The sequence below is a fragment of the Nonomuraea sp. NPDC001831 genome, assembly GCF_042892035.1.
Taxonomy (GTDB): domain Bacteria; phylum Actinomycetota; class Actinomycetes; order Streptosporangiales; family Streptosporangiaceae; genus Nonomuraea.
Window position 1 is genome coordinate 82,883 of record NZ_JBIATU010000015.1, and the last position, 25,558, is coordinate 108,440.

A 25,558-nucleotide genomic window follows, 5' to 3' on the forward strand; every position below is an offset into this window, starting at 1 on the left:
CCGCCGCGGCTCAGTCGAGGAGCTCCACGTACCCGTCGGTCCCGTGAACGCGGATCCGCTGCCCGTCCCGGATCAGCCGGGTGGCCCCCTCCACCCCCACCACCGCCGGCAGCCCGTACTCCCGCGCGATCACCGCTCCATGCGTCATCAGGCCGCCCACCTCCGTCACCAGCCCGGCGATGCCCACGAACAACGGGGTCCAGCTCGGGTCGGTGAAGGCGGTGACCAGGATGTCACCCGCCGCCAGATCGGCCCGCGCCATGTCCGGCACCACGCGGGCACGTCCCTCGACGGTCCCCGCCGACACCGCCAGACCGGCCAGCGCCCCCGGCGGCACGTCCTCGCGCTGGTACCGGCCGGCGAGCACCTCGCCGTCCGACGTGATCACCCGCGGCGGGCGCAGCGTCTCGTGCCACCGGAAGTCCTCCCGACGCCGCCGGACGAGCTCGCCGTCGGCCTCGCCCGTGCGCACGACCTCCTGCAGTTCCTGGAACCGCAGGTAGAAGACGTCCTCCCGGTCCCGCAACACCCCCGCCCGGACGAGCCGATCGGCCTCCCGCCACAACGCCTGCTTGTAGGCCAGGTAACGGCAGACCATGCCGTACTTGGGGAACTCCCGATAGCCCGCGAACGTGCGCACCCGGGCGATCATCCGCTCGGTCTCCGCCGCCTTCCGCTCCCCGTCGGGCAGGGCCCGCAGGCGCGCCAGCACGTCCCGCTCCTTGCGCAGAGCCTCCTGACGTCCCTGCTCGAAACGCCGCGCACCGGCACCCGCCTCAAAATTCCGGACATTGCCCAGAATCACCGGAACCAGCATGGCGGGCCGCTCACTCCAGCGCGTCCGGGTGATGTCGATCTCCCCCGGGCAACGCATGCCGTACCGCTCCAGGAAGCCCCGCATGGCCTCGGCCGCCTCCCGGCCGCCGGGCAGCTCGCCCAGCTCCTCCAGGAAACCGTCGCCCTCCCGATCCTCCGCCGCCACCCGCTGCAGGAACGCCACCACCTCCGCGTGCGGACGGATCACGTCCGCCACGTCCAGCAGCGCCAGCCCCATCTCCGACGTGACGTTGTGCGGAACGGACTGCGTCAGCACATCGGCCACGTTCCGCTCACCCAGCCACTCCTCCAGGTGATCGTTCAGCCACCAGGCCGCCTCCATCCCCGCCATGATCGCCTGGAAGCTCCGCGGGCCGAACAGCAGCCGCCTCAGCTCCGCGATGTCGGCCAGGATGAACTCGAACAGCTCCGGCCCGGACAGCTCCTCGATACGGCGCCGCAACACGGCCACGGACTCCCGGCCGTCCCGGACCAGCTCGGCGACCAGCTCCGGATCGGTCTCGATCGGCGCGGGCGGAGCGGCCGCGGGCGCGACACCCGACTCCTCCTCCGGCACCGCGCGGATGAAGTCGCCCCGGTCCACCACCGTCTGCAACGCGTCCCGGATGAGCGGATCGGACTTCCCCAACGTCCCGATGAGGTTCGCCCGGCCCGCCGCCGTCGCCAGAACCGGGGCCACGTCCACGAACAGCCGCCCGCCCGCCTCCGCCATCGGCCGCGACGTCGTCAACTGCCAGAAGGACAACCCCAGCGGCTTCATCGCGTCGGTCATCATCTGCTGATGCCCCACGGAGACGTAGACATGGTTGTCCTGGTCGTCGGCGACCGGGACCGGGAACAACGTCGTGATCGGCCGGCTCTGGACGACATGGAACTCCTCGCCGGACAGACACCACTCGATGTCCTGCGGCCGGCCGAACCACGCCTCGATCCGCCGTCCCAGCCCCACCAGACGAACCGCCTGCTCATCGGTCAGAGCGCGCCGGACCGACCGCCCGGCCTCGACCGGCCCCTCCTCGGTGCCGCCCGCCGGCGAGGCCCGCACCACCCGCGCCTTGTCCCCGACCGACACGTCCACGACCCGCTCGTCCCGCACCGTGTAGACGTCCCCCGCGACCACGCCCGAGACCAGCGCCTCACCCAGCCCCCACACCGCCTCCACGACGGCGGTCCTGCGGTCCGACGTCACCGGATCCGCGGTGAACAGGACCCCGGCCGCGTCCGGGAACACCATCCGCTGCACGACCACCGCCATCCGCACCCCCCGGTGGTCGAACCCGTTACGACGCCGATAGACCACCGCCCGCTCGGTGAACAGCGAGGCCCAGCACCGCCGCACATGCGCCAGCACCTCCGCCCGCCCCACGACGTTCAGGTACGAGTCCTGCTGCCCGGCGAAGGACGCCGTCGGCAGGTCCTCGGCCGTCGCGCTCGACCGCACCGCGCAGGCCGCCTGCTCCCCGAGCCGGGCCAGCGACTCCCCGATCGCCGCCACCACGTCGTCGGGCACCGGCGCGCCCTCGATGACGGCGCGGATCTCCGCGCTCAGCGCGCGGACCGCCGCCGGGTCGTCCGGATCCACCTTCGCCAGCAGCTCCAGCTGGGCGTCGAACGACGGCACCGCGGACACCACCCGCTGGAAGGCCTCGGTCGTGACGCAGAAGCCGTCCGGCACGCGGACGCCGTCGATCCGCGAGAGCTCGCCGAGGGCGACGCCCTTCCCGCCGACGTCCGCGATGTTCGCCGCGTTGATCTGCCCGAACTCCAGCACGTAACCCAATTCCGTCGCTCCATCCATCGTCGGGTTGGTTCGCAACGGGCAGTATGAACGACTTTTCGAGGTCTCATGAGGGGCGGGGATCCGCTATAAAGTGAAAGTGAGGGGACGTTCGTTTCCCCAGCATCCAGCCCGACCGCCGCTGCCGGACGGTCCGTGGGGCCGTTCGCCTCGGAAGATCACTTTCGCCGGTCGCCTTTACATTGTAGATCTTGCCACGAGACGGCGACGACGCAATCACCTAAAAGCCGCCAAGGCTACCCCCATCCGGGCCACCCCCGCCCCCACCATCACCCGGAGACATGAAAAACTAGCTTCCGGGCTACGGAAACACGGCGCCCTCGAACCGCAAGTCACAAATCCCCATATAACCGGAAATATCCCCAGCTTCCCGGCGGTCCCCGCCTGCCACGGGTGCGAGAATCGCATGACTTCTCCACCTTTGTCGCCCATCGAGGCTTTCTGGCGAATTATTCCAAATGCGGGATTTTACGTTTCCATCAGCGCCAAAGACCTGGTCACCCACGCGTCTGGTTCCGTTATAGAGTCTGCACCCGGACCCCGCCGAAGAAAGGTGTCAGGCATGCAAGACGCGGCCATCGACCGAGTAAAGCTCATCTTCACCCTGTTCGACGCCGACGGCACCGGTTACCTTGAGGCCGAAGACTTCGACCGCATGGCCAACCGCGTATTGGCGGCCTCCCCTCGTTCTACAGAAGCCGCCAAGAGCGCGATCAGTGACGCTTTCCGTCGTTACTGGACGACTCTTGTCGAGGAACTCGACAAGGACAAAGACGGCCGCATCAGCTTCGAGGAGTACAGCGCGTGCGTCCTGTCCCCCGAGCGCTTCGACGACGCGCTCACCGACTTCGCCGAGGCGCTGGCCGAGCTGGGCGACCCCGACGGCGACGGCCTCATCCACCGCACCGATTTCATGGCGCTCATGACCGCCATCGGCTTCAAGCGGCGCAACGTCAACACCCTCTTCGACGCGTTCGGCCCCTCCCAGGACGACCAGGTCAAGGTCCCGGTCTGGGCCGAGGGCATCAAGGAGTACTACAGCCCCGAGAAGGCGGACATCGCGGGCGACCTCCTGCTCGGAGAGTCCAGCTGACGGCCGCCACGAGCCGGCGCGTCCGGCCTTCGACGACGAAAAGGGAGCAGTAGTGGAACCAGTCATCGGACTTGCCATCGGCCGGGGAACGGGCCCCGAGCTCGCGGCCGTCTTCGAGCGGGTGCTGGCCGGGATCGCCGACGCCTGCGGCACGAAGGTGGCCCTCACCCGCTCTGAACGGATCTATCACTCCTACGTGTCCTTGAAGGCCGGCGCGGAGGCCGAGGAGATCCGCGAGAGCACGCAGCAGGACGCCGACCACTACACGCGCTTCTGCCGCTCGCTGGCGGCCGCCGGCGTCCCCGCCGTCTTCCGTACGGCGATCAACGCCCAGTCGCTCTACCTGGTCCGCCAGCGCCTCCAAGCGGTGAAGATCGACGCCATCACCACGGCGGGGGCCTCGCTGCTGCTGGTCAGAGACCAGGCCCAGGGCTTCTACACCGGCGAGAACGTGCATCTTCCCGGCGCGCTCGTCCGCACGATGACCTTTAGCAGGGAGATCACCGAGAAGGTCATCGCGCTGGCCGTGCGCCGGGCGCGCCAGGAGTGGCCCGACGGCCGCATCGACGAGATCGTCATGGCCTACAAGTTCCACCTGCTCGACGGCGCGCTCGACGAGTGGGTGGCCGAGAGCGCCGCGCGCCACGGCGTGCAGATCGGCCTGTTCCAGCCCGACACGGTGAACCGCAACCTCATCGAACGCGGCCCGCGGCCCCGCACGGTGATCATCGCAGGCAACGAGTGGGCCGACATCATGCACGTGGTGCTGCTCGACCGCTTCGGCTCCGAGCGACAGGAGAACCGCTGCACCGAGAACGTCTACCTGCATCCCGACGCGTGCGGCCTGGTCGAGTACCAGACCGTGCACGGCTCCGCCGACGACCTGGCGGGCACCGGGAGGGTCAACCCGGTGGCCACCGTCCGGGCCGCGGCGGCCATCGCCGAGCGGCACGCGGGGTGCGCCGGAGCGGTGCGGATGGTCGAACGCGCCCTGATGGCGCTCGGCCGTCACGGCGTCGCCACCCCTGACGCCGGCGGACGCCACTCCACCACCGGCGTGGTCGACGCCCTCCTCGACGCCCTGGAACCCGCGGCCCAGCCGGTCCTGATGGCGGACTCATGACCGACGAGCAGTCACCGTCCCGTAAGGAACGTTCCATTCGGGTCCCCGGGGAACATCAGGAACGTGCGGCCGTCCCGGCTGCCGAAGGCCACCGGCCCGTCCAGGAACATGCGGCCGTCCCGGCCGCCGAAGGGCACCGGCCCGTCCAGGAACATGCGGCCGTCCCCGCCGAAGGGCACCGGCCCGTCCAGGAACGTGCCGGTCTGGCCGGCGAGGAGCACCTGCCCGGCACCGAGCGTGCGGCCCTGGTCGTCGTCGACCTGCAGAACGACTTCTGTACCGGCCCCACCGCCCGTGCCCGTTACGCCGGTGACCCGGCGGCTCTGGAAACAGTCGCGGCCAACACCGCCAGAGCCCTCGCATCGGCGCGAGCCCGCGGCATGGACGTGGTGTTCGTCCGGTTCGTCGGCGACGCCGAGCATCAGGGGCCGAGCTGGCGGCGGCGCGACCTCGCCCAGGGCAAACCCCTCAAATGCCTCGAAGGCACCTGGGGCGCGCAGTTCCACAAGGTCGAGCCCGCGCCCGGGGAGCCGGTCTTCACCAAGTGGGCCTGCTTCGACGCCTTCCTCAGCGAGGGCTTCGAACGGCACCTGCGCGGGCGCGGCATCGTCCGTCTGGTGTTCGCCGGCCTGTACACCGACGTCTGCGTGGACTCCACCGCACGCACCGCCTTCCAGAAGGGCTTCCACATCACGGTGCTGACCGACTGCACCGCCAGCCGCTACCTGCCCGACTCGGAGATCCTGCGCTTCATGGCCGCCCTCTACGGCGCCCATCTCACCTCCCACGACGTCCCTGGCTCGTGGATCCCGGAACAGGAGACCGCCGCGGTGTCAGCGGCCGGTCGACCGGCCCGAGAGGAGAGCACGTGCCGGACAACCGACAGCTCCAGATCGACACCGGCGTCGGCCTGACCGCGCTCATGGTCGCCGCCGCGCGGGCGATCGAGACCCACCGCCCCGACTCCCTGGCCGCCGACCCCTACGCCGAGCACTTCGTCCGCGCCTCCGCCGCCTCGGCCGCCTGGCCGACCCGTCCGCAGGACGTGCCCGGCGGCGACGCCAACCCTCTCTGGGGCAGGCTCGGCCGGTACTTCGGTCTGCGTACCCGGGTCCTCGACGACTTCCTGCTGCGCGCGGCCAAGGGGGGCATCCGGCAGGTCGTCCTGCTCGGTGCGGGGCTCGACACCCGGGCTCTGCGGCTCGCCTGGCCTCGGGGGCAGGTCGTGTACGAGATCGACCGGCCTGGCGTGCTGGCGTTCAAGGAGCACGTGCTCGACGCGCTCGCCGTCGAGCCGCCCTCCCGGGTCCGGGGCGTCCCGGCGGCACGGCGTCGGGTGGTCGCGGCCGACGTGGGCGACGACTGGGCCGGCGCGCTGCTGGCCGCGGGCTTCGACGCGAGCACACCGACCGCTTGGCTGGCCGAGGGGCTTCTGCTCTACCTGGATCCAGCGGTCGAACGCCGGCTCCAGCGGACCATCGACGTCCTGAGTGCCGAAGGAAGCGTCCTGGCGTTCGAGGCCAAGCTCGGGCTGGGGTCGCCTGCGGTCCGCGCCAACCCGGTCTACGCCTCGACCAAGGCACAGATCGGCGTGGATCTGCTCGCGTTGTTCGACAGGAAGCCGCGTCCCGACTCCATCGGGCTGCTGAGGGGGCGCGGCTGGTCCACCACCGTCCGTACGCCCTTCGACTTCACCCGTCAGCACGGTCGAGGTCCCCTTCCCGAACCGGACGACGCCTTGGCCACCAACCGCTGGGTGTTCGCCGACAAACCACGACAAAGTCACGTCTTGGGCGTCTCGGTGCCCACGTTCCGCGACTGCTGACGGCCGCATCCGGAACCAGCCCCCGATCAGACGGCGCGGCCCCGTTCCTCGGCTGCACCGGGCGGTTGCGATCGCGAACGGCCGGAGAGCGGGGCAGCTCAGGTGGCGCGGCTCAGGATGGTGCCATGGGTGGCCGTCGGGCGGGGGCTCGGTCGGGAGGCGGGCTTGGTGTTTGAGCAGCGATTGGTGGTGGCGGCGGTGCTCAGGTGGTGGGGGCGGTGCTCAGGTGGTAGGGGCGTGTTCTCGTGCTGAGATCAGGATGTCGAGGATTGCGAGGGTTTCGGCCCATGGCACTGGGTTCGGGGCGCCGTCCACCATGCTGAGGAACGCCTCCATTGTCCGGACGTATCCCAGGTTGTGGACGGGGTCGGGGCCGCTTTCGATCACGACCGACTCGCTGCCGTGCCGGCCGTGGAGGGTCACCGTGTAGGCGTTGTCGTCCGAGACGCCCAGGATTTCGACCGTTCCGACTATTCCGTTCGCCCACTGCAGTGCCAGGACGCCGGTGTCCTCGGAGCTGAGTGTCCGGTAGTGGCGTCTGGTTCCGGCTGCCCCGACCAGGCGCACGTCCGGGCCCAGGAGGGCTACCAGCGGCTCGACGCCGTGGATGCCCATGGTCACGATCGTCCCGCCGCCCTCGCCGGGTGTGTCCTGCCAGGCGTTGTAGCCGTCGGCCCACTGGCCCACGTCGTGCCGGACCGTCGCCCGTACCGACAGCACGTCCTGCGCGTCGGCGCGGACCTCGGCGAAGGCGGGCGCGAAACGCAGCACCGAGCCCGACATCACCCGATCGTGCACCGGCAGCCGGCGCAGGGCGTCGAGCTGCTCCCTGGTCGCGGCGGCGGGCTTGTTCACGAAACACGGCACGCCGGTCTCCAGCACCCGGCCGAGGGCGGCGGGCACGTCCGGGTTGGGCAGCGTCAGTACGACGCCGTCCGGGTTTCCCGCCAGCAGCTCGTCGAGGTCGCCCGCCACCTTCGCCCCGGGATGCTCCTCGGTGAAGCGCCGCAGCCGCTCGGCGTCGGGTTCCCACACGGACAGCTCGGCGTGGTGGGCGAGGGTGCGGGCGTCGGTGTACGGGTGGCTGGTGGCCAGCCCGGCGAGCGCGATGCGCACAGGTTTCCTCCAAGTGGGCGATATTTCAGGAAATGATCCACATCATGTCAGGACCGCGGGAACCGCTCCGGCCCCCCGAAGCTGGATCCCAGGGCTCCCCGGCCGAAGCCGTTCCTGGAGGGCACGGGCAACCCACTCCCGACCCCCAGGAGCGGAAGGCGCGCCCCGGGCCTTCGGCTCGTCGTGTTGCGGCCATGAGGGCCGTGGCCCCCCGGCGGAAAACTCGGTGGACCGAAGGGCCGGGCACTGCGAGCATGGCCGGTGATGTACCGAGCGTAGGAACACGTCGATCACCGGCAGGGGGACGGCCCAGGAGCCGTCGCTCCCTTGTCGGCAGCTCTCGGACTCTTTCCTCAGACGATCGACGTGCGGGCGCCCGAGCGCGCCCGGAGAAGGGCTCTCCATGGACATCCATGAGTACGCCAGGTACGACGCCACCGGCCTCAGCGACCTGATCAGGACGGGCGAGGCCGACGCCGGCGAGGTCGAGACGGCGGCCCGCCAGGCGCTGGCGCAGGTTGACGAACACGTGAACGGGCTGGCGCTGCCGGTGTTCACGCCGGCGCTCGGCCACGCGGCGGACGGCCCCTTCGCGGGGGTGCCGTTCCTCATCAAGGATCACGGGCCGGTGGCCGAAGGGGTGCCGTTCACGCTGGGCAGCCGGGCCTATCCCGGCGTCCTCGCCCGGCGCGACACCGACCTGATGACGCGGTTCCGCGCCGCCGGTCTGGTCACGCTGGGCCTGACCACGGTGCCCGAGCTGTGCGTCAGCTTCACCACCGAGCCCGTGCGCTACGGACCCGTACGCAACCCCTGGGACCTCGGCCGCACTGCGGGCGGGTCGAGCGGCGGCGCCGCGGCGCTGGTGGCGGCCGGGGCTGTGCCGGTCGCGCACGCCAGCGACGGCGCGGGCTCGACCCGGATCCCGGCCGCCTGCTGCGGGCTGGTCGGGCTCAAGCTGAGCCGTGGGCGCGGCCCCTGCGGCCCGGACGCCGGCGAGCTGGTGCTCGGCATGGCGGACGAGTTCGTGCTCACGCGTACGGTCCGCGACGCCGCGAGCCTGCTGGACGCGGTCCACGGGCCGGGGATCGGCGACAAGTACACCGCCCCTCCGCCCCGCGGGTCGTACACGCGGGAGCTCCTGACGGAGCCGGGCCGGTTGCGGGTCGCGCTGACCACCACCTCCTGGATGGGCACGGACGTGGACCCGGAGGTCGCCGCGGCGGCGGTCGCGACGGCCCGCGTGCTGGAGCAGGCGGGGCACGTCGTGGAGGAGGCGAGCCCGGCGGTCGACCGGGAGGACGCCATGAGGGCGTGGATCATCGAGGCCGTCGGGGTCGCCGCCCCGTGCCTGCTCGCGCCGCGGCTGCCCGACGAGGCCAGGATGGAGGCGGTCTCGCGGGAGTTCCTGAAGGCGGCCAGGCAGGCCACCGCGCTGGACATGCTGGCCGCCTTCGACGCCCAGAACCGGATCACCCGGTCGGCGGCGGCCTTCTTCACCGGGTACGACCTGCTCGTCACGCCCACCCTGGGCCGTCTGCCGGTGCCGCACGGCACGTTGCGGTACGACGATCCCGGTCAGACGCTGCGGGGATGGCTGGAGACGTTGTCCGGGTTCGGGCCGTTCACGCAGTTGTTCAACACCACCGGGCAGCCGGCGATCAGCCTGCCGCTGGGGCAGAGCGCCGGCGGGCTGCCCATCGGCGTGCAGCTCGCCGCCGCGTACGGGCGCGAGGACCTGCTGTTCCAGGTTGCCGCGTACCTGGAACGGGCGATGCCGTGGCGGGACCGGGTTCCGCCGATCTTCGCGGGCGGCCTGTCAGGGTGATCGGAAGGCGGCCGCTCTGAAGCGGCGGGTGAGGGCGGCTCGGCTTCGAGCGGGGGACATGGTCATACCCGGTCGAGGTCGTAGCCGCCCTTGCGGCCGGTTCAGGGCGGTCGCGCCATCGCGAGCCGACTGTGGGTGCCCGCGGACGGGCGCGTCGCGTGAACTCGAACGCCGGCTCGTGTGAAAGACGGGCGACACTACTTCCTTGCAAAGGCTCAACCACATGCCGCCCAGTACAACCCTGTCCGACGCCGCCCTGATCGAACGGTCGTGGCGAGATCCCGAGGACTTCGCCTTGCTGTTCGACCGGCACGCAGGACACATCCACCGTTATGTGGCCCGCCGGCTCGGCGACGACACGGCCGACGACGTCGTCTCCGAGACGTTCCTCGCGGCGTTCAGGCAGCGCCGGGACTACGACACCGCCCGTCCTGAGGCTTTGCCCTGGTTGTACGGCTTCGCGACCAATTTCGTCCGCCGGCACCAGCGCGCCGAGATCCATCGCTACAAGGCGTACGCGAAGGTGGGCGCGCTGCCGGACGCGGACGACGCCGCGGAGCAGGCACTTGAGCGAGCCAGCGCGCAGGCCGTGCGCCGCCCGCTCGCCAGGGCGCTGGCCTCGCTGAAGGCCCGCGACCGTGACGTGCTCTTACTCGTGGCCTGGGCCGACCTCACCTACGAGGAGGTGGCCAACGCCCTGTCCATCCCGATCGGAACGGTTCGTTCCCGCCTCAGCCGCGCGCGGGCCATCGTCCGCGACGCCCTCGGCAGCACCGACCCCACGATGGAGCAGACCTCATGAACGACCGGACCGAGCTGACCGAGCTGCGTGACCTGTTCGCCGACAAGCCGTACCCGACGGCGGATCGCCTCGCCCCCGCCCGTGCCGCGCTCCTGGCCGAAGCCCGTACCAAGCGCCGGCTCCGGCTCCGGGCGGCCGGGCTGCGGCGGCTGGTGCCGGCGGCGGGCCTGGCCGCGGCGATGGCCGCGGGGGTGATCGTCGTCCAGACGGTCAACTCCTCCGCGCCCGCGAACGCCGCCGAGGTGCTGCGGCTGGCGGCCGAGGCCGCGACCGCCGCGCCCTGGCCGCAACCCCGCGACGACCAGTACCTCCACTACGAGCGCATCGCGGTGGCCCGCAGCGAGAAGGGCGTCCGCAACGTCGTCCCGCGCCACAACACGGGTGAGGTCTGGCAGTCCGTCGACGGGTCCCGCACAGGGCTCCACTGGCACAAGCCGGCGAAGACCGTCCCCCGAGGGGGCGAGTACAAGCAGCTCCTGGTCCGGTGCCCCGAACGCGGCGTCCGGCGTCTCACCTACGCCGACCTCCGCGAGTGGCCGGTCGACCGGCAGCAGCTGCGGCGCAAGCTGGCCGAACGCGGCAACGAGATGCTCCCCGGCAAGGACACGGCGACCCAGATCTGGTACGGCGTCCGCTCCGTCCTCGGCAGCCCGGTCCCGCCCGCGCAGCAGGCGGCCATCTTCGAGATCGCCGCGACCCTGCCGGGCATCGAGATGGAGGAGCTCAAGGACGCCACCGGCAAGCCGGGCATCGCGGTGACCCGGGTGGACGACCTGGGGCCCGGGGGTACCGTCTCGAGGGAATCCCTGATCTTCGACAAGGCCTCCTACGTCCTGCTGGGCGGGCAGGACTTCGTGCCGGGGCAGGGGCGTGAAGTGTGGTCCGTCAGCCGCCCGCAGGTCACCGACGCCCTCCCGGCCTGGTCCAAGTCGGTGACGCGGAAAGCCTGCGCCTGAGCCGCGCCCGGCGGACCACGGACGGACCGCAGGGCGCGACCGCCTGGCGGCGGGCCCAGTGGACCGGTTCCGGAGTACTCCCGGGGTCGTAGCCGGCCGTCCACTGATCCCCCGGCGGTAGCGGCAGGTCACTCCGCCGGCAGGACGCCGTCGGACGGCGGCGCGACCATCATGGCGGGCATGAGATCAGCAGTGAATGAGCGGGAGAGGTCGGAGGTCCTGGATTCGGCGCTGGACGCCGTGCGTCGCGCGGGGGTGCCGGGCGTGTACGCCGAGGTGCGCGACACCGGCCGGGTGTGGCGGGGCGCCGCCGGGGTGGCCGACGTGGACAGCGGACGTCCCGTCGAGCCCGGGATGGTGCAACGTGTGGGCAGCATCACCAAGACCTTCGTCGCGGCGGCCGTCCTGCAGCAGGCCGAGCGGGGCGACCTGCAGCTGGACGCGCCGATCGGCCGCTACCTGCCCCGGCTGGTGCCGGGCGGACGGGGGCAGCGGATCACCGTCCGGATGCTGCTCAACCACACCAGCGGCATCGCCGACTATCTCCCGGCCGCGTTCCCGTCGCTGGGCGGATTCCCCTCCCTCCCGGACGTCTCGCCGGCGAGCCTTGACGGCAACCGGTTCACGTACTTCCCGCCGGCCGAGCTGATCAGGATGGGGCTGGCGGCGCCCCCCACCGGCGAGCCCGGCGGCTCTCCCGGCGTCTACTCCAACACCAACTACATGATCCTCGGCCGGCTCCTGGAGCACGTGACCGGCACCACGGCCGAGGGGTACGTCACCCGGCACGTCATCGAACGCGCCGGGCTGCGCAACACCGCCTTCCCCGGCGGGCCGAGGATCGAGGAACCGCACCCGCGGATCTACGAGTCGTTCTTCGGCATGATCGACCCGCCCCGCGACTACAGCGTGTACGACATGTCCTGGGTGCGGACGGCGGCCTCCCTGGTGTCCACCATGGAGGACCTCAACACCTTCTACGGCCTGCTGCTCGGCGGCGAGATCGTCGGCCTGTCCCACCTGGCGGAGATGCACCGCACGGTCCCGGTCCGCGCCCACACCGGGGAGATGCTCGACTACGGCCTCGGCCTGCAGAGGGTCGAGATCCCGAGGGGCGGCGTCTGCTGGGGCCACGGCGGCACGGTCTGGGGAGCCACGACGTTGTCGCTGACCCGCGACGACGGCAGGCGGCAGATGTCCATCACGACGAACCTCGCGAGATGGAACAGGCCGGACTCCTCGGGCAGGCCCCAGCCGCATCCGATCGACGCCGCCCTGGCCGCCTTCGGTCGGCAGGTCATGGGTCCTCGCAAGGGCCGCGGCCGTGCGTGAGTTCCTTACCAGCGCGCCCGCCTTTACAACGTAGATTCCTTCCGTCAGGGCCGATCGCGGGCGACCCGGGTGCCGGCCAGGCGGTCGCGCAGGGTGCGGCCCGCCGGGTCCGGCACCGCCCACAGGCCGTCCACCAGCAGCACGATCAGCCCGAACTCCGGCAGGCAGACGAGCACGGGGAACACCAGCGCCCGGACGGCCGCCCGGCGCAAGCCCGGCCAGTGCCCCGTGGTGTCGCAGACGACGCGTAAACGCATGAGCTGCTTGCCGAACGTCCGTCCGCTCAGGACGTACACGAACATGGCGGCGACGGCGAGCAGGGGCGCCGGCTCGTCGAGGCGCAGCCAGTTCCGCAGCCCGAAGTCCAGACGGCTCCACCCCGGTTCGAGGGCGGCCAGGAAGGTCACGAAGAACCCGTAGTCGATCGCGAAGGCCACCGCCCGGCGACCGGTGAGCCCGTACGGGACGGGCCGCCCGCCGGTCCCGGTGGCCGCCAGAACCAGCAGGGCGGACAGCAGGAGGGCCGACTCGTAGGGTCCGTACGCGTTCGCCACGGCCGCGAACCAGTCGTTGGTCAGCACGGGGACGGTCGAGCAGCCGTCCGCGGCGGTGTGGAACGGGCTGAGCGGCCCGGCGACCGCGAGCAGGGTGAGCAGGCCGGCCACGCGGCGGCCGATCAGGGCTCGGTCGCGGGTGCCGGCCGACATGAGCCATCCCGCCAGGACGGTGACCGCGGGCACTCCCCACTGCAGGGCCGAGTAGGCCAGGCCGTAGGCGTCCGCCAGCGGAGGGGAGACCAGGTCCGCGAGTTCGTGGCCGTGGACGGGGAAGGCGGCCACGCAGCCGTGCAGGGTGTACTCGCCGTCCTCGGGATGGTGGAGGTCCCACGTGGGGTAAGCGGCGGCGGCCAGGGCGGCCAGCCAGGCGAGCAGGGTTGATCGCGACACGAATGATCTCCGTTTTTCGCGACACCCTAACGCTGACGTCCCGGATCGCTCGCGCGGTGGGGGCGCGGGATGGTCGCGGATGGGGGCGGGGTGGTCGTGGATGGCTCGGGGGTTGCTCGCGGGGTGGTCGCGGATGGTTCGCGATCGGGTCACGGGGACGGCCTGGCGGCCGTTCGTCGGCTAGCGTCACCGGCATGCCCCTCGCCTCGATTCCCAGCCCTTCCCAAGGGGTCTGGCATCTCGGATTCGTCCCGATCCGGGCCTACGCGTTGTGCTTCATCGTCGCCATCGGGTTCGGCATCTGGCTGAGCGAGCGGCGCTGGCGCGCCCGGGGCGGCGAGCGGGGCACGATCGGCGACATCGCGATGCCCGCGGTGATCCTCGGGCTGGTCGGCGGCCGTCTCTACCACGTTCTCGTCGACTGGCAGACCTACTTCGGCCCGCGCGCGATCAAGGAGCCGTACCAGGCGCTGTTCGTCTGGGAGGGCGGGCTCGGCATCTGGGGCGCGGTCGCCCTGGGCGGCGTGGGCGTGTGGCTGGCCTGCCGCCGCCGGGGGCTGCCGCTCGGGCCGGTGGCCGATGCGATCGCGCCCGGCATCGCGTTCGGGCAGGCCATCGCCCGGTGGGGCAACTGGTTCAACCAGGAGCTGTACGGCAGCCCGACCACCCTGCCGTGGGGCCTGGAGATCGACCAGGCGCACGGCGGCCTGCCGGGCACGCTCTACCACCCGACGTTCCTGTACGAGTCCCTGTGGGACGTGGCGCTCGGCTTCGCGCTGATCCTGGCCGGCCGGCGGCTGAGGCCGGGCCGCGGCCGGCTGTTCGCCCTCTACGTCGCCGGTTACACCGCCGGACGGTTCTGGATCGAGGGGCTGCGGATCGACCCGGTCGGCGGCGTGGACCACGCGGTGACGCTCCTGGGCCTGCGCATCAACCAGTGGACCTCGATCGTGCTGTTCGCCGGCGCGCTGGTCTTCCTCTGGGCGACTCGCCGCAAGGAGGCCGAACCGGCCCTGGAGCTCAGCCGCTGACGGCCGGGACGGCGTCAGCCGGTCGGGGCGCCCAGCAGCCGTCGCAGGTCGGCGACCGGCTGGACCCCGGAGACCGGCGGACGGCCGTCGATCACCAGGCTGGGCACGCCGGTGACGCCGTGCTCGGCCGCGCGGCGCCGGTCGGCGCGCACCTGCTCGGCGTACTCGTCGCCGGCCAGGACGGCGCCCGCCTCGGCGTCGTCCAGCCCGGCCTGGCCGGCCAGGCGCCGCAGGACCTCCGGGTCGGCCACGTTGAGCCCTTCGGTGTGGTAGGCGTACAGCAGCGCCTCCAGCATCTCCTCGGCCCGGCCGCGGCCGGTGGCCAGCTTGACCAGCCGGTGGGCGTCGAAGGTGTTCACCGGCCTGGCCAGGTGCAGGTTCAGCTCCAGGCCCTCGGCCGCGCCCACCTCCCGGATGTGGGCGACGCGGGCCGGAGCCTGCTCGCCCCACCAGCCCGCCATGGCCTCGGCGGCGGTCGGGCCGGGGGTGCGGCCCTCGTCGGGTGCGAGTTCGTGGCTGCGCCAGACGATCTCGACGCCGTCGCGGGCGCGGTGCCCGGCCAGCGCGCGGGACAGGCGTCGCTTGCCGATGTAGCACCAGGGGCACAGCACGTCGGCGTAGATCTCGAGCTTCATGAACGTCCTGTCCTGATCGGGGGAAGCGGTCGGGGGGCCAGGACATCGTGCAATCTCAACCGCGCTTGAGGTCAACCCGGCGGCGGGAGGTCGCGCCAGGGATCCCGGCGCGACCTCGGTGAGGGAGGGGCTCAGCGGGTCGTGATCTCGCTGACGGACAGGTTGCCCCAGGTGTGGTTGGCGGCCTTGACGACCAGGCGCACCTGGGTGGTGGTGACCGGCGCGGGCAGCGGCACCGACCGGCGTTCGACCGTGGCGGTGTTGCTCGCCCAGCTGATCGCCGCGCCGGCCGTCCGGGTCACCCAGGCCGAGCCGTCCCAGGTCTGGACGTCGAGGGAGGTGATGCCCTGGCCCTGGCCGAAGTGGGTGGCCAGCACGACCTCGCCGACCGTCCTCGCGTTGGGGAAGGTGAGGGTGACGGTGCCCGGATAGGTGACGCCGGAGGACGGGCTGGCCCAGGTCGTGTAGTCCCAGCCGTCGGTGAGGGCGGCGGGGGTGGTGCTCTGGCCGTTGCCGAAGGAGGTGGTCACGGTCGCGGCCGGCTCGGACAGGCCCGCGCCCGCGGTCCGCTGGACGGCGCCGAGGTCGGGCATGCCCGAGGGCAGGGCCGTGCCGGAGACGTCGCGGCCGCCGTCGGAGGCGATCTCCAGGCCCTGCCGCAGGACCGGGGAGGACGCCGTCGGGAGGTAGCCGGACAGGTCGGCCAGCGTGGTGGCGGCGCCGGGGGCGGTCAGCAGCGGGTTGCCGGACAGGGCCGCCCGGTCGCCGCCGGGGACCGGCCCGGAGTAGTAGAGGTTGCGGTCGTACTGCACGGCGCCGCCGTCGTTGTAGGGCAGGTTGGCGCCGTTGTAAATGACGTTGTTGCGCAGCCGGATGTTGCTCACCGAGCTGCTCCACACCTTCACCAGGCTGAACGAGGCCCGGTCCGGATGGTTCTGGATGAACGGCGTCAGCGGCACCCAGACGGTGTTGTTGTAGGCGTCGATGTTCCTGGTGTTGGTGGAGAAGGCGAAGACCTGGTTGGCGTCGTTCTGGCTGATGTTGTAGCGGATGGTCGCCTCGGCCGGTCCGGTGCCGGTCGACACGGCGATGAAGAAGCCGCCCTCGTTGTCGTGGCTGAAGTTGTACTGGACCAGGCTGCGGTGGACGGAGGCGTCGGCGTCGAAGGCGTTGCCGTCGCTGGCCAGGCCCCAGTACTTCGTCCCGGACACCTCGTTGAACTGGACCACGGTGTCGTCGGCCCCGGCCCACCAGATGCCGACGTTGCCGTGGTTCTGCGCGGTCCTGGCGACCCGGTTGCGTTCGATGAGCGCGCCCTGGGCCTGCATGACGGTGATGCCGCCGGCCGAGATGTCGTGCACGTCGTTGCCGCGGACGACCACGCCCGTGCTCGGCGTCCAGGGCCGGTAGTCGGCGGCGGGGATGCCCATGAGGTCGCTCCACAGGGACGTCCAGCCTTCGCGCTGCATCCACTGCGACCAGGTGACGATCCCGTACGAGCGGGAGTCGGCGACCTCGTTGTCCTCGATGAGCAGGTCCTGGTAGTAGGTGGCGGTGTTCTTGCCCAGCGCGCTGACGATGATCCCGCCCGCCGACGGGTTGGAGGACTGCGATCCGGAGGTGGCGCCCTGGATGGCGTGCACGTAGTTGCCGCGCACGGTGATCCGGGGGACGGCGCCGAGGTCGGTCGCGGTGACCGCGATGCCGATGCGCGGCGTGCTCCCCGACCCGGTGTTGGTCACCTCGAAGCCGTCCAGGACGACGTCGTGCAGGTCGGCCAGCTTGACGGCCGCGTCCACGACGCCGCCGCCGGCGATGGACGGCCGGGCGCCGGCGCCGTAGGAGGTGAAGGTGACCGGGCTGCCGGCCGAGCCCGAGCCGCGCGGCGCGAGCCGGCCGGTCCACTGCCCGCCGGCCTTGAAGCGCACGGTGTCGCCGGGCTGGAACGTCTGGGCGTTGACCTTGTCCAGGGTCCGCCACGCGGTGGACGGGGAGTGCCCGTCGGCCGCGTCGTTCCCTGCGGGGTCGACGTAGTAGGAGGTGGCGGCGTAGGCCGGGGCAGGCGCGGCTGCGAAGGTCAGGACCAGCGCGGCGCACGGTAAGAGAACTCGGAACACGGCAACTCCTTGGGAGGTGACGGTCGGGCGCCCGAGTTACTAATTAATCAAGGTTTAATATCTTGCCTGAAGAGGGTCAGGTCAAGAGGGAGATCCACGTCGTAGAGAAGCTCGTCCACGTGGTTGAGGGCGTGCCGTACGGCGCCGAGCACGACGGCCTGGTCGGCGAGGGTGGAGATCTCCAGGGCGGGCGGTTCGAGGCAGAGCGGGTCCAGGTGGCGGCGCAGCGGCTCCATGAGCACGTCGCCCGAGCGCGAGACGCCGCCGCCCACCACCACCAGGTCGGGGTCCACGGTCAGCACGATGGCGGCGATGCCCTCGGCCAGGTCGTGCGCGTACTGCTCGACCGCCCACCGGGCGGCGGGGTCGCCGTCCCTGGCCGCGGCGAAGACCAGCCCGGCCACCTCCTCCGGCGCGGCATCGGGGGCGAAGCGCGCCAGGTGGTCGGGCGCGCGGTGCCAGCCGACCAGGTGCAGCGCGCCGATCTCGCCCGCCATGCCGCGCCCGCCGCGGTGCAGCTCGCCGCGCACCAGGATGCCGGCGCCGGTGCGCACGCCCGACAGCACGAACACCACGTCGTCCACCTTGCGGGCCACGCCGGCCCACCGTTCGGCCAGGGCGGCGAGGTTGCAGTCGTTCTCCACCAGGACCCGGCAGGGGTAGTCGCGGCCCACCTCGGCGGCCAGGTCCAGGCCCGTCCACTCGGGCAGCCCCACGCACAGGCGGACCGTCCCGGACGGGCTCACCACGCCGGTGGTGCCCACGGCCACCGACAACACCTGGTCGGCGGTGACGCCGGCCTCCCGCAGCGCGGCCGCCATCGTCGCGCGGACGGCCGCCAGCCGCTCGGCCCTGCCGTAGTCGGCCTGGACGCGGGTGAAGCCGAGGCCGACGGGCTCGCCCTCCAGGTCGGTCACCTGGGCGCGGACGCTGGAGGAGCCGATGTCGACGCCGACGACGTAGCCGGTGGTGGCCCGGAACCGGTAGAGGCGGGCCGGCCTGCCCATCTGGCCGGCCTCGGGGGCGACCTCCTCCAGCCATCCGTGCCCGTGCAGCTCCTCGACCAGGCCCTCCACGGTCGGCCTGGACAGCCCGGCGCGGCGGGCCAGGTCGGTGAGCGGGACGACGCCCGCCGCGCGGATCGCCCGCAGCGTCGCGATCATGTTGATCCGCCGCAAGCGATGTGCGTCGCTTCCTTGGAGCGCGACCTTCCGCATGGACCCCCCTTGACAGTGCTGCCTGGCGACCAATACAAACAGGGACTAATAAAAACAGCTTTAATTACTAAGTGGCAAACCGGAAGGACATCGATGTCGGAACCCGTCGTCACGCTCGCCGTCGCGGGCGCGGGGCTGCGGAGCACGCTGTACGCCCGCCGGGCCCTGACGACCGGCCGCGCGAGGATCGTGGCCGTCGCCGAGCCTGATCCGCGACGCCGCGCCGCCTTCGCCGCCGAGCACGGCATCGCACCCGGCAACGTCTTCGCCGACTGGGCCGACCTCGTCGCGGCGGGCCGGCTGGCCGACGCCATGATCATCGGCACCCAGGACCGGATGCACGCCGAGCCCGCCGTCGCCGCGGCCGACCTCGGCTACCACATCCTGCTGGAGAAGCCGATGGCCCCGACCGAGGAGGAGGCCGCGCGCATCACCGAGGCCGCCGAGCGCAACGGGGTCATCCTGGCCGTCTGCCACGTCATGCGGTACACCGACTACACGCGGGCCCTGAAGTCGCTCGTCGACCGGGGCGCCGTCGGCCAGATCATGAACATCCAGCACCTGGAGCAGGTCGGCTGGTGGCACCAGGCGCACTCCTTCGTCCGCGGGAACTGGCGCAACGAGGCGGAGTCGGCTCCGCTGCTGCTGGCCAAGGCCTGCCACGACCTCGACTGGATGGCCTACATCAAGGGCAGTCTGCCGCACCGGGTCTCCTCCTTCGGCGATCTCGTCTATTTCCGCCAGGAGCAGGCCCCGGCCGGCGCCACGGCCAACTGCCTCGACTGCCCGGTGGAGGCCACCTGCCCGTACTCGGCCAAGCAGCTCTACCTGGGCTGCCTGGGCGACCCGGACAAGGAGTGGTGGCCGCTGTCGGCGGTCACCGCCGACCACACGGAGCAGGGCGTGCTGACCGCGCTGCGCGAGGGCCCGTACGGCAGGTGCGTGTTCGCCTGCGACAACGACGTGGTCGACAGCCAGGTGGTGAACCTGGAGTTCGCCGACGGCGCCACCGCCTCGTTCACCGTCACCGCCTTCGCCGCCCTGGAGCACCGCAAGACCCGGATCTTCGGCACGCACGGCTCCATCGAGGGCGACGGCGTGCGCCTGCGCCTGCACGACTTCCTCACCGACCGGATCACCGAGATCGACACCCGGACCGGCGCCGGGGCCTCGATGGCCGGCGGCCACGGAGGCGGCGACGACGGCCTGATGGACGCCTTCCTCGACGCCGTGGCCTGCGGCGACCCGGAGATGATCCGTTCCAGCGGTCACGAGAGTTTGGCCACGCACCGCGTGGTCTGGGCGGCCGAGCGCGCCCGCCTGTCCGGCACGGTGATCACTCTCGCCGAGCCCTCCCCCCTTGAAAGGTGACAACCATGACCAACGTCCTCTCCCGGACGGCCGCGCTGGTGGCGGTCGGCGCGCTCGCGTTCGGTGTGACCGCGTGCGGCAACAAGAACAGCGGCGGCCCGGCCGGGCAGGCCGGGCAGAAGTCCCTCGTCTACCGCTCCTCCTGGGGCGAGCAGGAGCCGCAGGCCAAGATCTTCAAGGCGATTCTGGACGACTTCGCCAAGCAGAACAACGTCAAGGTGGACGCGAAGTTCGTCGGCCGCAAGGGCACCGAGAACCTGCCCACCGAGATGGCCGCCGGCCAGGGCCCCGACCTGTTCGACGTCGCGACCGACAACCTGCCCGGCTGGCGGGCCCAGAACCTGAACGCCCCGCTGGACGACCTGCTCACCAAGCAGGTGCCCGGCGAGGGCAAGACCGTCGGGGACGTGCTGCCGGAGTCGGTCCGGCAGGCCGCCTCCGACGACAAGGGGCTGGGCTTCCTCCCGCACACCGTGATCTCCACCGCCGTCTGGTACGACGCCGCCAAGCGCCCCGAGCTGGCCGAGAACCCGCCGCGCAGCTGGGCGGACCTGATCGCCTTCCTCGACAAGGAGAAGGCCGCCGGCCGGACCGGCATCGGCCAGGACGGCACGATCCCGTTCTACAACGTCTACTGGTTCTACTCGGCCCTGGTCCGCGCCAACGGCGCCGGCAGCCTGCTGGCGCTGTCGAAGGACGCCGCCGCCTGGGACAAGCCCGAGGTGCTGGCCGCCGCCAAGCAGGTCGAGCAGCTCACCAAGGGCGGCTACTTCCAGAAGGACCACATGGCCACGAAGTACCCGGCCGCGCAGGACGACTGGGCGCAGGGCAACTCCGCCCTGAACATCAACGGCACCTGGCTGGCCAGCGAGGTCAAGACGAAGACCCCGGCCGGCGCCAAGATCCGCTCCTTCCAGCTCCCCGTCGGCGGCAAGAACTCCGTCGAGGTCGGCGCGCTCGGCTGGGGCGTCAACGTCAAGGGCAAGAACGTCGAGACGGCCAAGGAGTTCCTGGCCTTCGCGCTGCAGAGCAAGCACCTGAGCCGCATCTCCACCGAGGCGCTCAACATCCCCTCCCGGCCCGACATCCCCGCCCCCGACTTCCTCGCCGACGTGCAGAAGGCGATCGCCGAGGCGCCCGCCGTGCACAAGACCTACGACACCCTGGCCGCCGACAAGGCCTACTGGGTCGACCTCCTGCTGCCCCTGGACGACCAGCTCCTGGCGGGCAAGATCGACGCCGCCGAGTTCGTCGCGCAGGGCAAGAAGAAGACCGCCGACTACCTCGCGAACAAGGGCTGACATGGCATACGGCTCCCTCGTTGCGGAGACGGCGCTCCCGTCGCGGGATCCGTACCGCGGCAAGATCCTGCGGCCGGCGCGGGAACGGGCCTTCTGGCCCTTCCTGCTGCCCGCGCTCGCGCTCTACACGCTGCTGTTCGTGCTGCCCTCCTTCTACGGCGTGTGGGTCAGCCTGTACCGCTGGGCCGGTCCCGGCGCCGAGATGGAGTGGCGCGGCCTGCGCAACTACCTGGCGCTGCTGCGCAACGACGCGTTCCTGCAGTCGTTCGCCAACACGTTCCTCCTGGCGGTGGCGGGCGGCGCGCTGGTCTTCGGGATCACGTTCCTGTCGATGATGGCGCTGCGCCACCTGAAGGGACGGGCCTTCATCAGGTCCGTCGTCTTCCTGCCGATGATCATCTCGGCGATCGCGGTCGGCGCCGCGGTCGGGTTCCTGCTCAACCCCGGCGGCGTCGTCAACCAGGTGCTGGGCTGGGCGGGCATCGACGGGCTCCCCTGGCTCGGCCCCGACCTGGTCTTCCGGTGCGTCATCGGCGGGCTGGTCTGGTCCTCCACCGGCTTCTACATCGCGCTGATGATGTCGGCCGTGGACGGCATCCCGCCCCACCTGTACGAGGACGCGGTGCTCGGCGGCGCGACCAAGTGGGAGCAGTTCCGCCACATCACGCTGCCGCTCACCTGGGACGTGTTCGCGGTCGCCGCCGTGTTGTGGGTGGTCAACAGCCTCAAGGTGTTCGAGATCGTGATCGCCTTCACCACCGGCGGCACGCCCGGCGCCCCGCCGCTGCAGGCCAGGACCGTGGCCGTGCAGCAGTACACGGTGATCACCGGGGGCGGCGTGCCCGAACTGGGGTCCGGCGCCGCGATGGGGGTGGTGGTGACCCTGATCACCATCGTGCTGATCGTCCTGGTGCGCCGCATCACCCGCCGAGAGAGCGTGGAGCTGTCATGACGACCGTCCCGGTGAGGCGTCCGCTGGCCCGGCTGCTGGGCGACCTGCTGCTGCCCCGGCTGACCGCCGTCGCCCTGTGGGCGTGGGTGGCCTTCAACCTGGCCCTGGTCGCCTGGGTCGGCCTGCAGTCGCTGAAGTCCTCCGGCGAGGTGTGGCTGCACCCGTTCGCGCTGCCCGACTCCCCCGCCTGGGAGAACTACGACTCGGCCTGGCAGGCCGGCCAGTTCTCGATCGCCGCGCTCAACAGCGTCGTGCTGACCGCGCTCGGCGCGTTCCTCATCGTCGCGATCGCGGCGCCCGCCGCCTACGCGCTGTCGCGGTCGTCGCGGCGGATCGCCGGGCCGATCACCGGGTTCTTCGCCGTCGGGCTGAGCATCCCGCTGCAGACCATGGCGATCCCGATCGTGGTGGCCAAGCTGTCGGTCTACACGTTCATGGAGGACTGGGTCACCGGCTGGTGGGACAACCGCATCACGCTGCTGGTGTTCGAGGTCGTCCTGTCGCTGCCGTTCGCGGTGTTCGTCCTGACCGGCTACTTCCGGTCGCTGCCCAGGGAGGTCGAGGAGGCCGCCGAGCTCGACGGCGCCGGGCCGCTGACGGCGTTCGTCCGCGTGATCGCGCCGCTGGCCCGGCCGGGCCTGACCACCGTGCTCGTGCTCAACGTGATCGGCCTGTGGAACTCCACCCTGCTGGTCCTGCTCATCACCCCGCTGCCCGAGGAGCGCACGCTGCCGGCGGCCCTGCTCAACCTGTACTCGACCATGCAGTACAGCTCCGACTGGGGCGGCCTGTTCGCCGGGATCGTGATCCTCATCTATCCGATGGTCATCCTCTACATCTGGCTCGGCCGGCGGGTCGTCGAAGGCATGACGGCCGGTATCGGCAAATGACCTGGAAAGGACGCCCGCTCTTGCGCGTCATCGTCACCGCTTTAACGTTGTTCGCCGGACTCCTGGCCGCCACCCCCGCGCAGGCCGCGACCGGCACCACCTACTACGTCGACGCCTCGGCCGGCGACGACGCCGCCGACGGGTCGAGCCCGGCCACCGCCTGGCGGAGCCTGGACAAGGCGAGCGGGCTGAGCCTCGGCCCCGGCGACCGGCTGCTGTTCCGGGCCGGGCAGCGCTGGACCGGCCGGCTCACCCTGAAGGGCGCGGGCAGGCCCGGCGCCCCGGCGACGGTCGGCTCCTACGGCCAGGGCGCCAAGCCGCTGATCGAGGGCGGCGGGCTCGACGGCGCCGCCGTCACGATCGCCGACGTGCACGACTTCGTCGTGGACGGCCTCCAGGTGACCAACAGCGACGGCCGGGCCGTCTACCGCACCGGCGTCAACCTGTACGCCAAGGACTCCGGCAGGCTGGCGAACGTCACCCTGCGCAACCTGGACATCCACGACGTGGACGGCGCCGGCGGCCACAGCGTCGCCACCGCCGGGCTGCTGATCTCGATCCGGGGCAACCGCACGCCGACCTGGTTCGACCGGCTGGTCATCGAGGACAACGAGATCTCGAAGATCGGCTCCTACGGGATCATCATGTGGTCCACCTGGTCCCGGCGCAACGGCATGACCAGCCTCTACCCGGTCGAGACCGGCATCCCCGACAGCGAGGTGGTCACCTGGACGCCGAGCACGGGCGTCGTCATCCGCGGCAACCGCGTCCACGACGTGACCGGCGGCGGCATCACCCCGATGCACACCAAGGGCGCGCTGGTCGAGGGCAACAAGGTCGAGCGGGCGGTGACCGGCCGCACCAAGCCGACCGGCGGCAACGTCGGCATCTGGTGGCAGGGCAACGACGACCTCGTCGTCCAGCGCAACGAGGTGAGCGGCACCGGCTTCAACGGGCCGGGCTCCGACGGGCACGGCTTCGACTCCGACGCCGACAACAACCGCAGCATCGTGCAGTACAACTACAGCCACCACAACGACGGCGGGTTCTTCATCGCGGTGTCCTTCGCCGGCGCGCCCACCCGCGACACCGTGGTGCGCTACAACGTCAGCGAGAGCGACGGCTACGAGGTGTTCGGGCTGTCCACGGCCACCCACGGCACCGACATCCACCACAACACCGTCTACGCCGACGGCCGGGTGGTCGAGGTCAAGCCGCCGCTGGCCGGGGCCGGCCGGTATCCGCTGGGCAAGGTCGTGCGGATCTACAACGACGCGGCGGGCGTCACGGTGCGCGACAACGTGTTCCTCAACGCGGCCGGCGCCGGGTTCGACGGCAAGAACGGCGCGATCTACGACCACAACCTGTACTGGGGCACGCCGCAGCCGCCGACGGGGCCCGACCACAAGGCGATCGTGGCCGACCCCCGGCTGGCCTCCCCCGGCTCCGGCGGCCTGGCGGGCTACCGTCCGCTCGGCGGCTCGCCGGTGTTCGACGCGGGCGTGAGCGTGCCCGCCGTCTCCGACCTGGCCGGCACGCCCGTCCCGGACGCGGCGCCCGACCTCGGGGCGTACCAGCGGGCCGTCCCGCTCCCCGACGTGAGCAGCACGTTCACGCCCCAGGGCCACCTGGAGCGGCTGGCCGACCGCGACCCGGCCACCTTCTGGCAGAGCGGGCCCAAGCCGCGTTTCCCCGGCAACGTCGACCTGACCTACGCCGTGCCCCGCACGTTCAGCCGGGTCGAGGTGAGCGGCTCGCCGGACATCGTGTTCGACGTCCAGACCTCCGCGGACGGCCGTACCTGGCAGACCAGGGCGAGCGGCGCGAAGCAGGCGGTGACGCTGCCCGCGGAGGTCACCACGCGCCGGGTGCGGCTGGTCGTCACGGGCGAGGGCCGCTTCCGGATCGGCGAGGTGCGGCTGAGCGTGCCGGCCGCCACCGAGCCGTACCTGCCGCCCGGCGGCGTGCCGGTGGCCACCTCGTCGTTCGTGTCGGCGTCGGCGCTGGAGAACCTGATCGACGGCGACCCCGGCACGCCGTGGGCCTCGGCCTCGACCGGGGTGACCTTCCCCGGCGACATCACCGTCGACTACCGCACGCCGCGGACCGTCTCCGAGGTCACCCTGCACACCGCCTGGGCCAAGGGCCAGGGCATCACGGACGTCTCGCTCCAGACCTGGGACGGCGACTCCTGGGTCACCCGGGTCGACCATCACCTCATCGACTGGCCGTCCAGCAGCGCCACCGTCGAGACCAGCACGATGCGGCTGCCCGCGCCGGTGTCCACCCAGAAGATCCGGCTGATCGTCCACAAGGCGAACCTCGAATGGGGCAACCTCGCCCTCTACGAGATCGTCACCCGCTGACCAGATCAGGAGAGATGAAGG

At 71.5% G+C, this 25,558-nt stretch carries 20 protein-coding genes; 14 read left to right on the forward strand and 6 right to left on the reverse strand.

The genetic code is table 11. The features are described from left to right. Positions 1-10: 10 nt before the first annotated feature. Positions 11-2,635: a rifamycin-inactivating phosphotransferase gene (gene rph / locus ACFYYW_RS36950; RefSeq protein ID WP_387656046.1), complete on the reverse strand. Its 2,625-nt coding sequence runs from the start codon at positions 2,633-2,635 to the stop codon at positions 11-13. A gap of 562 nt (positions 2,636-3,197) precedes the next feature. On the opposite strand from rph, the gene ACFYYW_RS36955 reads away from it, so the two are divergent. Genes ACFYYW_RS36955 through ACFYYW_RS36970 form a run of 4 tightly spaced genes read left to right on the forward strand, consistent with a single transcriptional unit; the run spans position 3,198 to position 6,676 of the window. Beyond that, positions 3,198-3,728, forward strand: a complete 531-nt coding sequence (locus ACFYYW_RS36955; protein ID WP_352323995.1) for an EF-hand domain-containing protein — start codon at positions 3,198-3,200, stop codon at positions 3,726-3,728. Positions 3,729-3,780: 52 nt separating this feature from the next. Next, positions 3,781-4,851, forward strand: coding sequence for an isocitrate/isopropylmalate family dehydrogenase (locus tag ACFYYW_RS36960; RefSeq protein WP_387656049.1), 1,071 nt, complete (start codon positions 3,781-3,783; stop codon positions 4,849-4,851). After that, a complete protein-coding gene (locus tag ACFYYW_RS36965; RefSeq protein ID WP_387656052.1) occupies positions 4,848-5,765 on the forward strand; it encodes a cysteine hydrolase family protein in 918 nt (305 codons plus the stop codon). Before ACFYYW_RS36960 ends, ACFYYW_RS36965 begins: the two co-directional genes overlap by 4 nt. Then, positions 5,720-6,676: an SAM-dependent methyltransferase gene (locus tag ACFYYW_RS36970; protein WP_387656055.1), complete on the forward strand. Its 957-nt coding sequence runs from the start codon at positions 5,720-5,722 to the stop codon at positions 6,674-6,676. The genes ACFYYW_RS36965 and ACFYYW_RS36970 overlap by 46 nt, the downstream gene beginning before the upstream one ends. Before the next feature lie 222 nt (positions 6,677-6,898). Here the strand turns inward: ACFYYW_RS36970 and ACFYYW_RS36975 are convergent, their stop codons facing one another. After that, positions 6,899-7,792 carry a Gfo/Idh/MocA family protein gene (locus tag ACFYYW_RS36975; protein ID WP_387656058.1) on the reverse strand — a complete coding sequence of 298 codons (894 nt, stop codon included), beginning with the start codon at positions 7,790-7,792 and terminating at the stop codon, positions 6,899-6,901. Positions 7,793-8,195: 403 nt separating this feature from the next. Between ACFYYW_RS36975 and ACFYYW_RS36980 the strand changes: the two genes are divergently transcribed. The 4 genes from ACFYYW_RS36980 (at position 8,196) to ACFYYW_RS36995 (ending at position 12,710) form a co-directional block, all read left to right on the forward strand. After that, complete coding sequence (locus ACFYYW_RS36980; protein ID WP_387656060.1) at positions 8,196-9,620, forward strand: amidase; 1,425 nt, start codon at positions 8,196-8,198, stop codon at positions 9,618-9,620. A 223-nt stretch (positions 9,621-9,843) separates the two neighbouring features. Beyond that, entirely contained in the window at positions 9,844-10,422 is a 579-nt protein-coding gene (locus tag ACFYYW_RS36985) for an RNA polymerase sigma factor (RefSeq protein ID WP_387656063.1), read from the forward strand. Next, positions 10,419-11,378, forward strand: coding sequence for a CU044_5270 family protein (locus tag ACFYYW_RS36990; RefSeq protein WP_387656066.1), 960 nt, complete (start codon positions 10,419-10,421; stop codon positions 11,376-11,378). The genes ACFYYW_RS36985 and ACFYYW_RS36990 overlap by 4 nt, the downstream gene beginning before the upstream one ends. A 180-nt stretch (positions 11,379-11,558) precedes the next feature. Continuing rightward, complete coding sequence (locus tag ACFYYW_RS36995) at positions 11,559-12,710, forward strand: serine hydrolase domain-containing protein (RefSeq protein WP_387656068.1); 1,152 nt, start codon at positions 11,559-11,561, stop codon at positions 12,708-12,710. Between the two features lie 44 nt (positions 12,711-12,754). Here the strand turns inward: ACFYYW_RS36995 and ACFYYW_RS37000 are convergent, their stop codons facing one another. Continuing rightward, a complete protein-coding gene (locus ACFYYW_RS37000) occupies positions 12,755-13,657 on the reverse strand; it encodes an RDD family protein (protein WP_387656071.1) in 903 nt (300 codons plus the stop codon). Positions 13,658-13,851: 194 nt separating this feature from the next. On the opposite strand from ACFYYW_RS37000, the gene lgt reads away from it, so the two are divergent. Beyond that, positions 13,852-14,688 carry a prolipoprotein diacylglyceryl transferase gene (lgt, locus tag ACFYYW_RS37005; protein WP_387656073.1) on the forward strand — a complete coding sequence of 279 codons (837 nt, stop codon included), beginning with the start codon at positions 13,852-13,854 and terminating at the stop codon, positions 14,686-14,688. A 14-nt stretch (positions 14,689-14,702) separates the two neighbouring features. Here the strand turns inward: lgt and ACFYYW_RS37010 are convergent, their stop codons facing one another. From ACFYYW_RS37010 to ACFYYW_RS37020, 3 genes are all read right to left on the reverse strand, one after another. Then, on the reverse strand, positions 14,703-15,323 hold the full coding sequence (locus tag ACFYYW_RS37010; protein WP_387656076.1) for a DsbA family protein: 621 nt from the start codon (positions 15,321-15,323) through the stop codon (positions 14,703-14,705). 131 nt (positions 15,324-15,454) lie between these two features. After that, on the reverse strand, positions 15,455-17,440 hold the full coding sequence (locus ACFYYW_RS37015; RefSeq protein WP_387656079.1) for a right-handed parallel beta-helix repeat-containing protein: 1,986 nt from the start codon (positions 17,438-17,440) through the stop codon (positions 15,455-15,457). Between the two features lie 47 nt (positions 17,441-17,487). Further along, positions 17,488-18,618 carry an ROK family protein gene (locus ACFYYW_RS37020; RefSeq protein ID WP_387656082.1) on the reverse strand — a complete coding sequence of 377 codons (1,131 nt, stop codon included), beginning with the start codon at positions 18,616-18,618 and terminating at the stop codon, positions 17,488-17,490. 132 nt (positions 18,619-18,750) lie between these two features. On the opposite strand from ACFYYW_RS37020, the gene ACFYYW_RS37025 reads away from it, so the two are divergent. From ACFYYW_RS37025 to ACFYYW_RS37045, 5 genes are read left to right on the forward strand one after another with little or no spacing between them, the layout of a single operon-like run. After that, on the forward strand, positions 18,751-20,028 hold the full coding sequence (locus ACFYYW_RS37025; RefSeq protein ID WP_387656085.1) for a Gfo/Idh/MocA family protein: 1,278 nt from the start codon (positions 18,751-18,753) through the stop codon (positions 20,026-20,028). 5 nt (positions 20,029-20,033) lie between these two features. Continuing rightward, the gene (locus ACFYYW_RS37030) at positions 20,034-21,329 is read left to right on the forward strand and encodes an ABC transporter substrate-binding protein (protein WP_387656088.1); all 1,296 of its coding nucleotides are present in this window, start codon (positions 20,034-20,036) and stop codon (positions 21,327-21,329) included. A 1-nt stretch (position 21,330) separates the two neighbouring features. Next, a complete protein-coding gene (locus tag ACFYYW_RS37035) occupies positions 21,331-22,281 on the forward strand; it encodes a sugar ABC transporter permease (RefSeq protein WP_352328248.1) in 951 nt (316 codons plus the stop codon). Then, positions 22,278-23,171, forward strand: a complete 894-nt coding sequence (locus ACFYYW_RS37040) for a carbohydrate ABC transporter permease (protein ID WP_387656092.1) — start codon at positions 22,278-22,280, stop codon at positions 23,169-23,171. The genes ACFYYW_RS37035 and ACFYYW_RS37040 overlap by 4 nt, the downstream gene beginning before the upstream one ends. 20 nt (positions 23,172-23,191) lie before the next feature. Beyond that, positions 23,192-25,537 (forward strand): discoidin domain-containing protein, encoded by a 2,346-nt coding sequence (locus tag ACFYYW_RS37045; protein WP_387656095.1) that lies wholly within the window; start codon positions 23,192-23,194, stop codon positions 25,535-25,537. Positions 25,538-25,558 lie beyond the last annotated feature (21 nt).

Bases quoted from the DNA above. Each gene is read 5' to 3' on its own strand.
- rph (WP_387656046.1), bottom strand. From the start codon at position 2,635: ATGGATGGAGCGACGGAATTGGGTTACGTGCTGGAGTTCGGGCAGATC.
- ACFYYW_RS36955 (WP_352323995.1), top strand. From the start codon at position 3,198: ATGCAAGACGCGGCCATCGACCGAGTAAAGCTCATCTTCACCCTGTTC.
- ACFYYW_RS36965 (WP_387656052.1), top strand. From the start codon at position 4,848: ATGACCGACGAGCAGTCACCGTCCCGTAAGGAACGTTCCATTCGGGTC.
- ACFYYW_RS36980 (WP_387656060.1), top strand. From the start codon at position 8,196: ATGGACATCCATGAGTACGCCAGGTACGACGCCACCGGCCTCAGCGAC.
- ACFYYW_RS36985 (WP_387656063.1), top strand. From the start codon at position 9,844: ATGCCGCCCAGTACAACCCTGTCCGACGCCGCCCTGATCGAACGGTCG.
- ACFYYW_RS36990 (WP_387656066.1), top strand. From the start codon at position 10,419: ATGAACGACCGGACCGAGCTGACCGAGCTGCGTGACCTGTTCGCCGAC.
- ACFYYW_RS36995 (WP_387656068.1), top strand. From the start codon at position 11,559: ATGAGATCAGCAGTGAATGAGCGGGAGAGGTCGGAGGTCCTGGATTCG.
- lgt (WP_387656073.1), top strand. From the start codon at position 13,852: ATGCCCCTCGCCTCGATTCCCAGCCCTTCCCAAGGGGTCTGGCATCTC.
- ACFYYW_RS37010 (WP_387656076.1), bottom strand. From the start codon at position 15,323: ATGAAGCTCGAGATCTACGCCGACGTGCTGTGCCCCTGGTGCTACATC.
- ACFYYW_RS37025 (WP_387656085.1), top strand. From the start codon at position 18,751: ATGTCGGAACCCGTCGTCACGCTCGCCGTCGCGGGCGCGGGGCTGCGG.
- ACFYYW_RS37030 (WP_387656088.1), top strand. From the start codon at position 20,034: ATGACCAACGTCCTCTCCCGGACGGCCGCGCTGGTGGCGGTCGGCGCG.
- ACFYYW_RS37035 (WP_352328248.1), top strand. From the start codon at position 21,331: ATGGCATACGGCTCCCTCGTTGCGGAGACGGCGCTCCCGTCGCGGGAT.
- ACFYYW_RS37040 (WP_387656092.1), top strand. From the start codon at position 22,278: ATGACGACCGTCCCGGTGAGGCGTCCGCTGGCCCGGCTGCTGGGCGAC.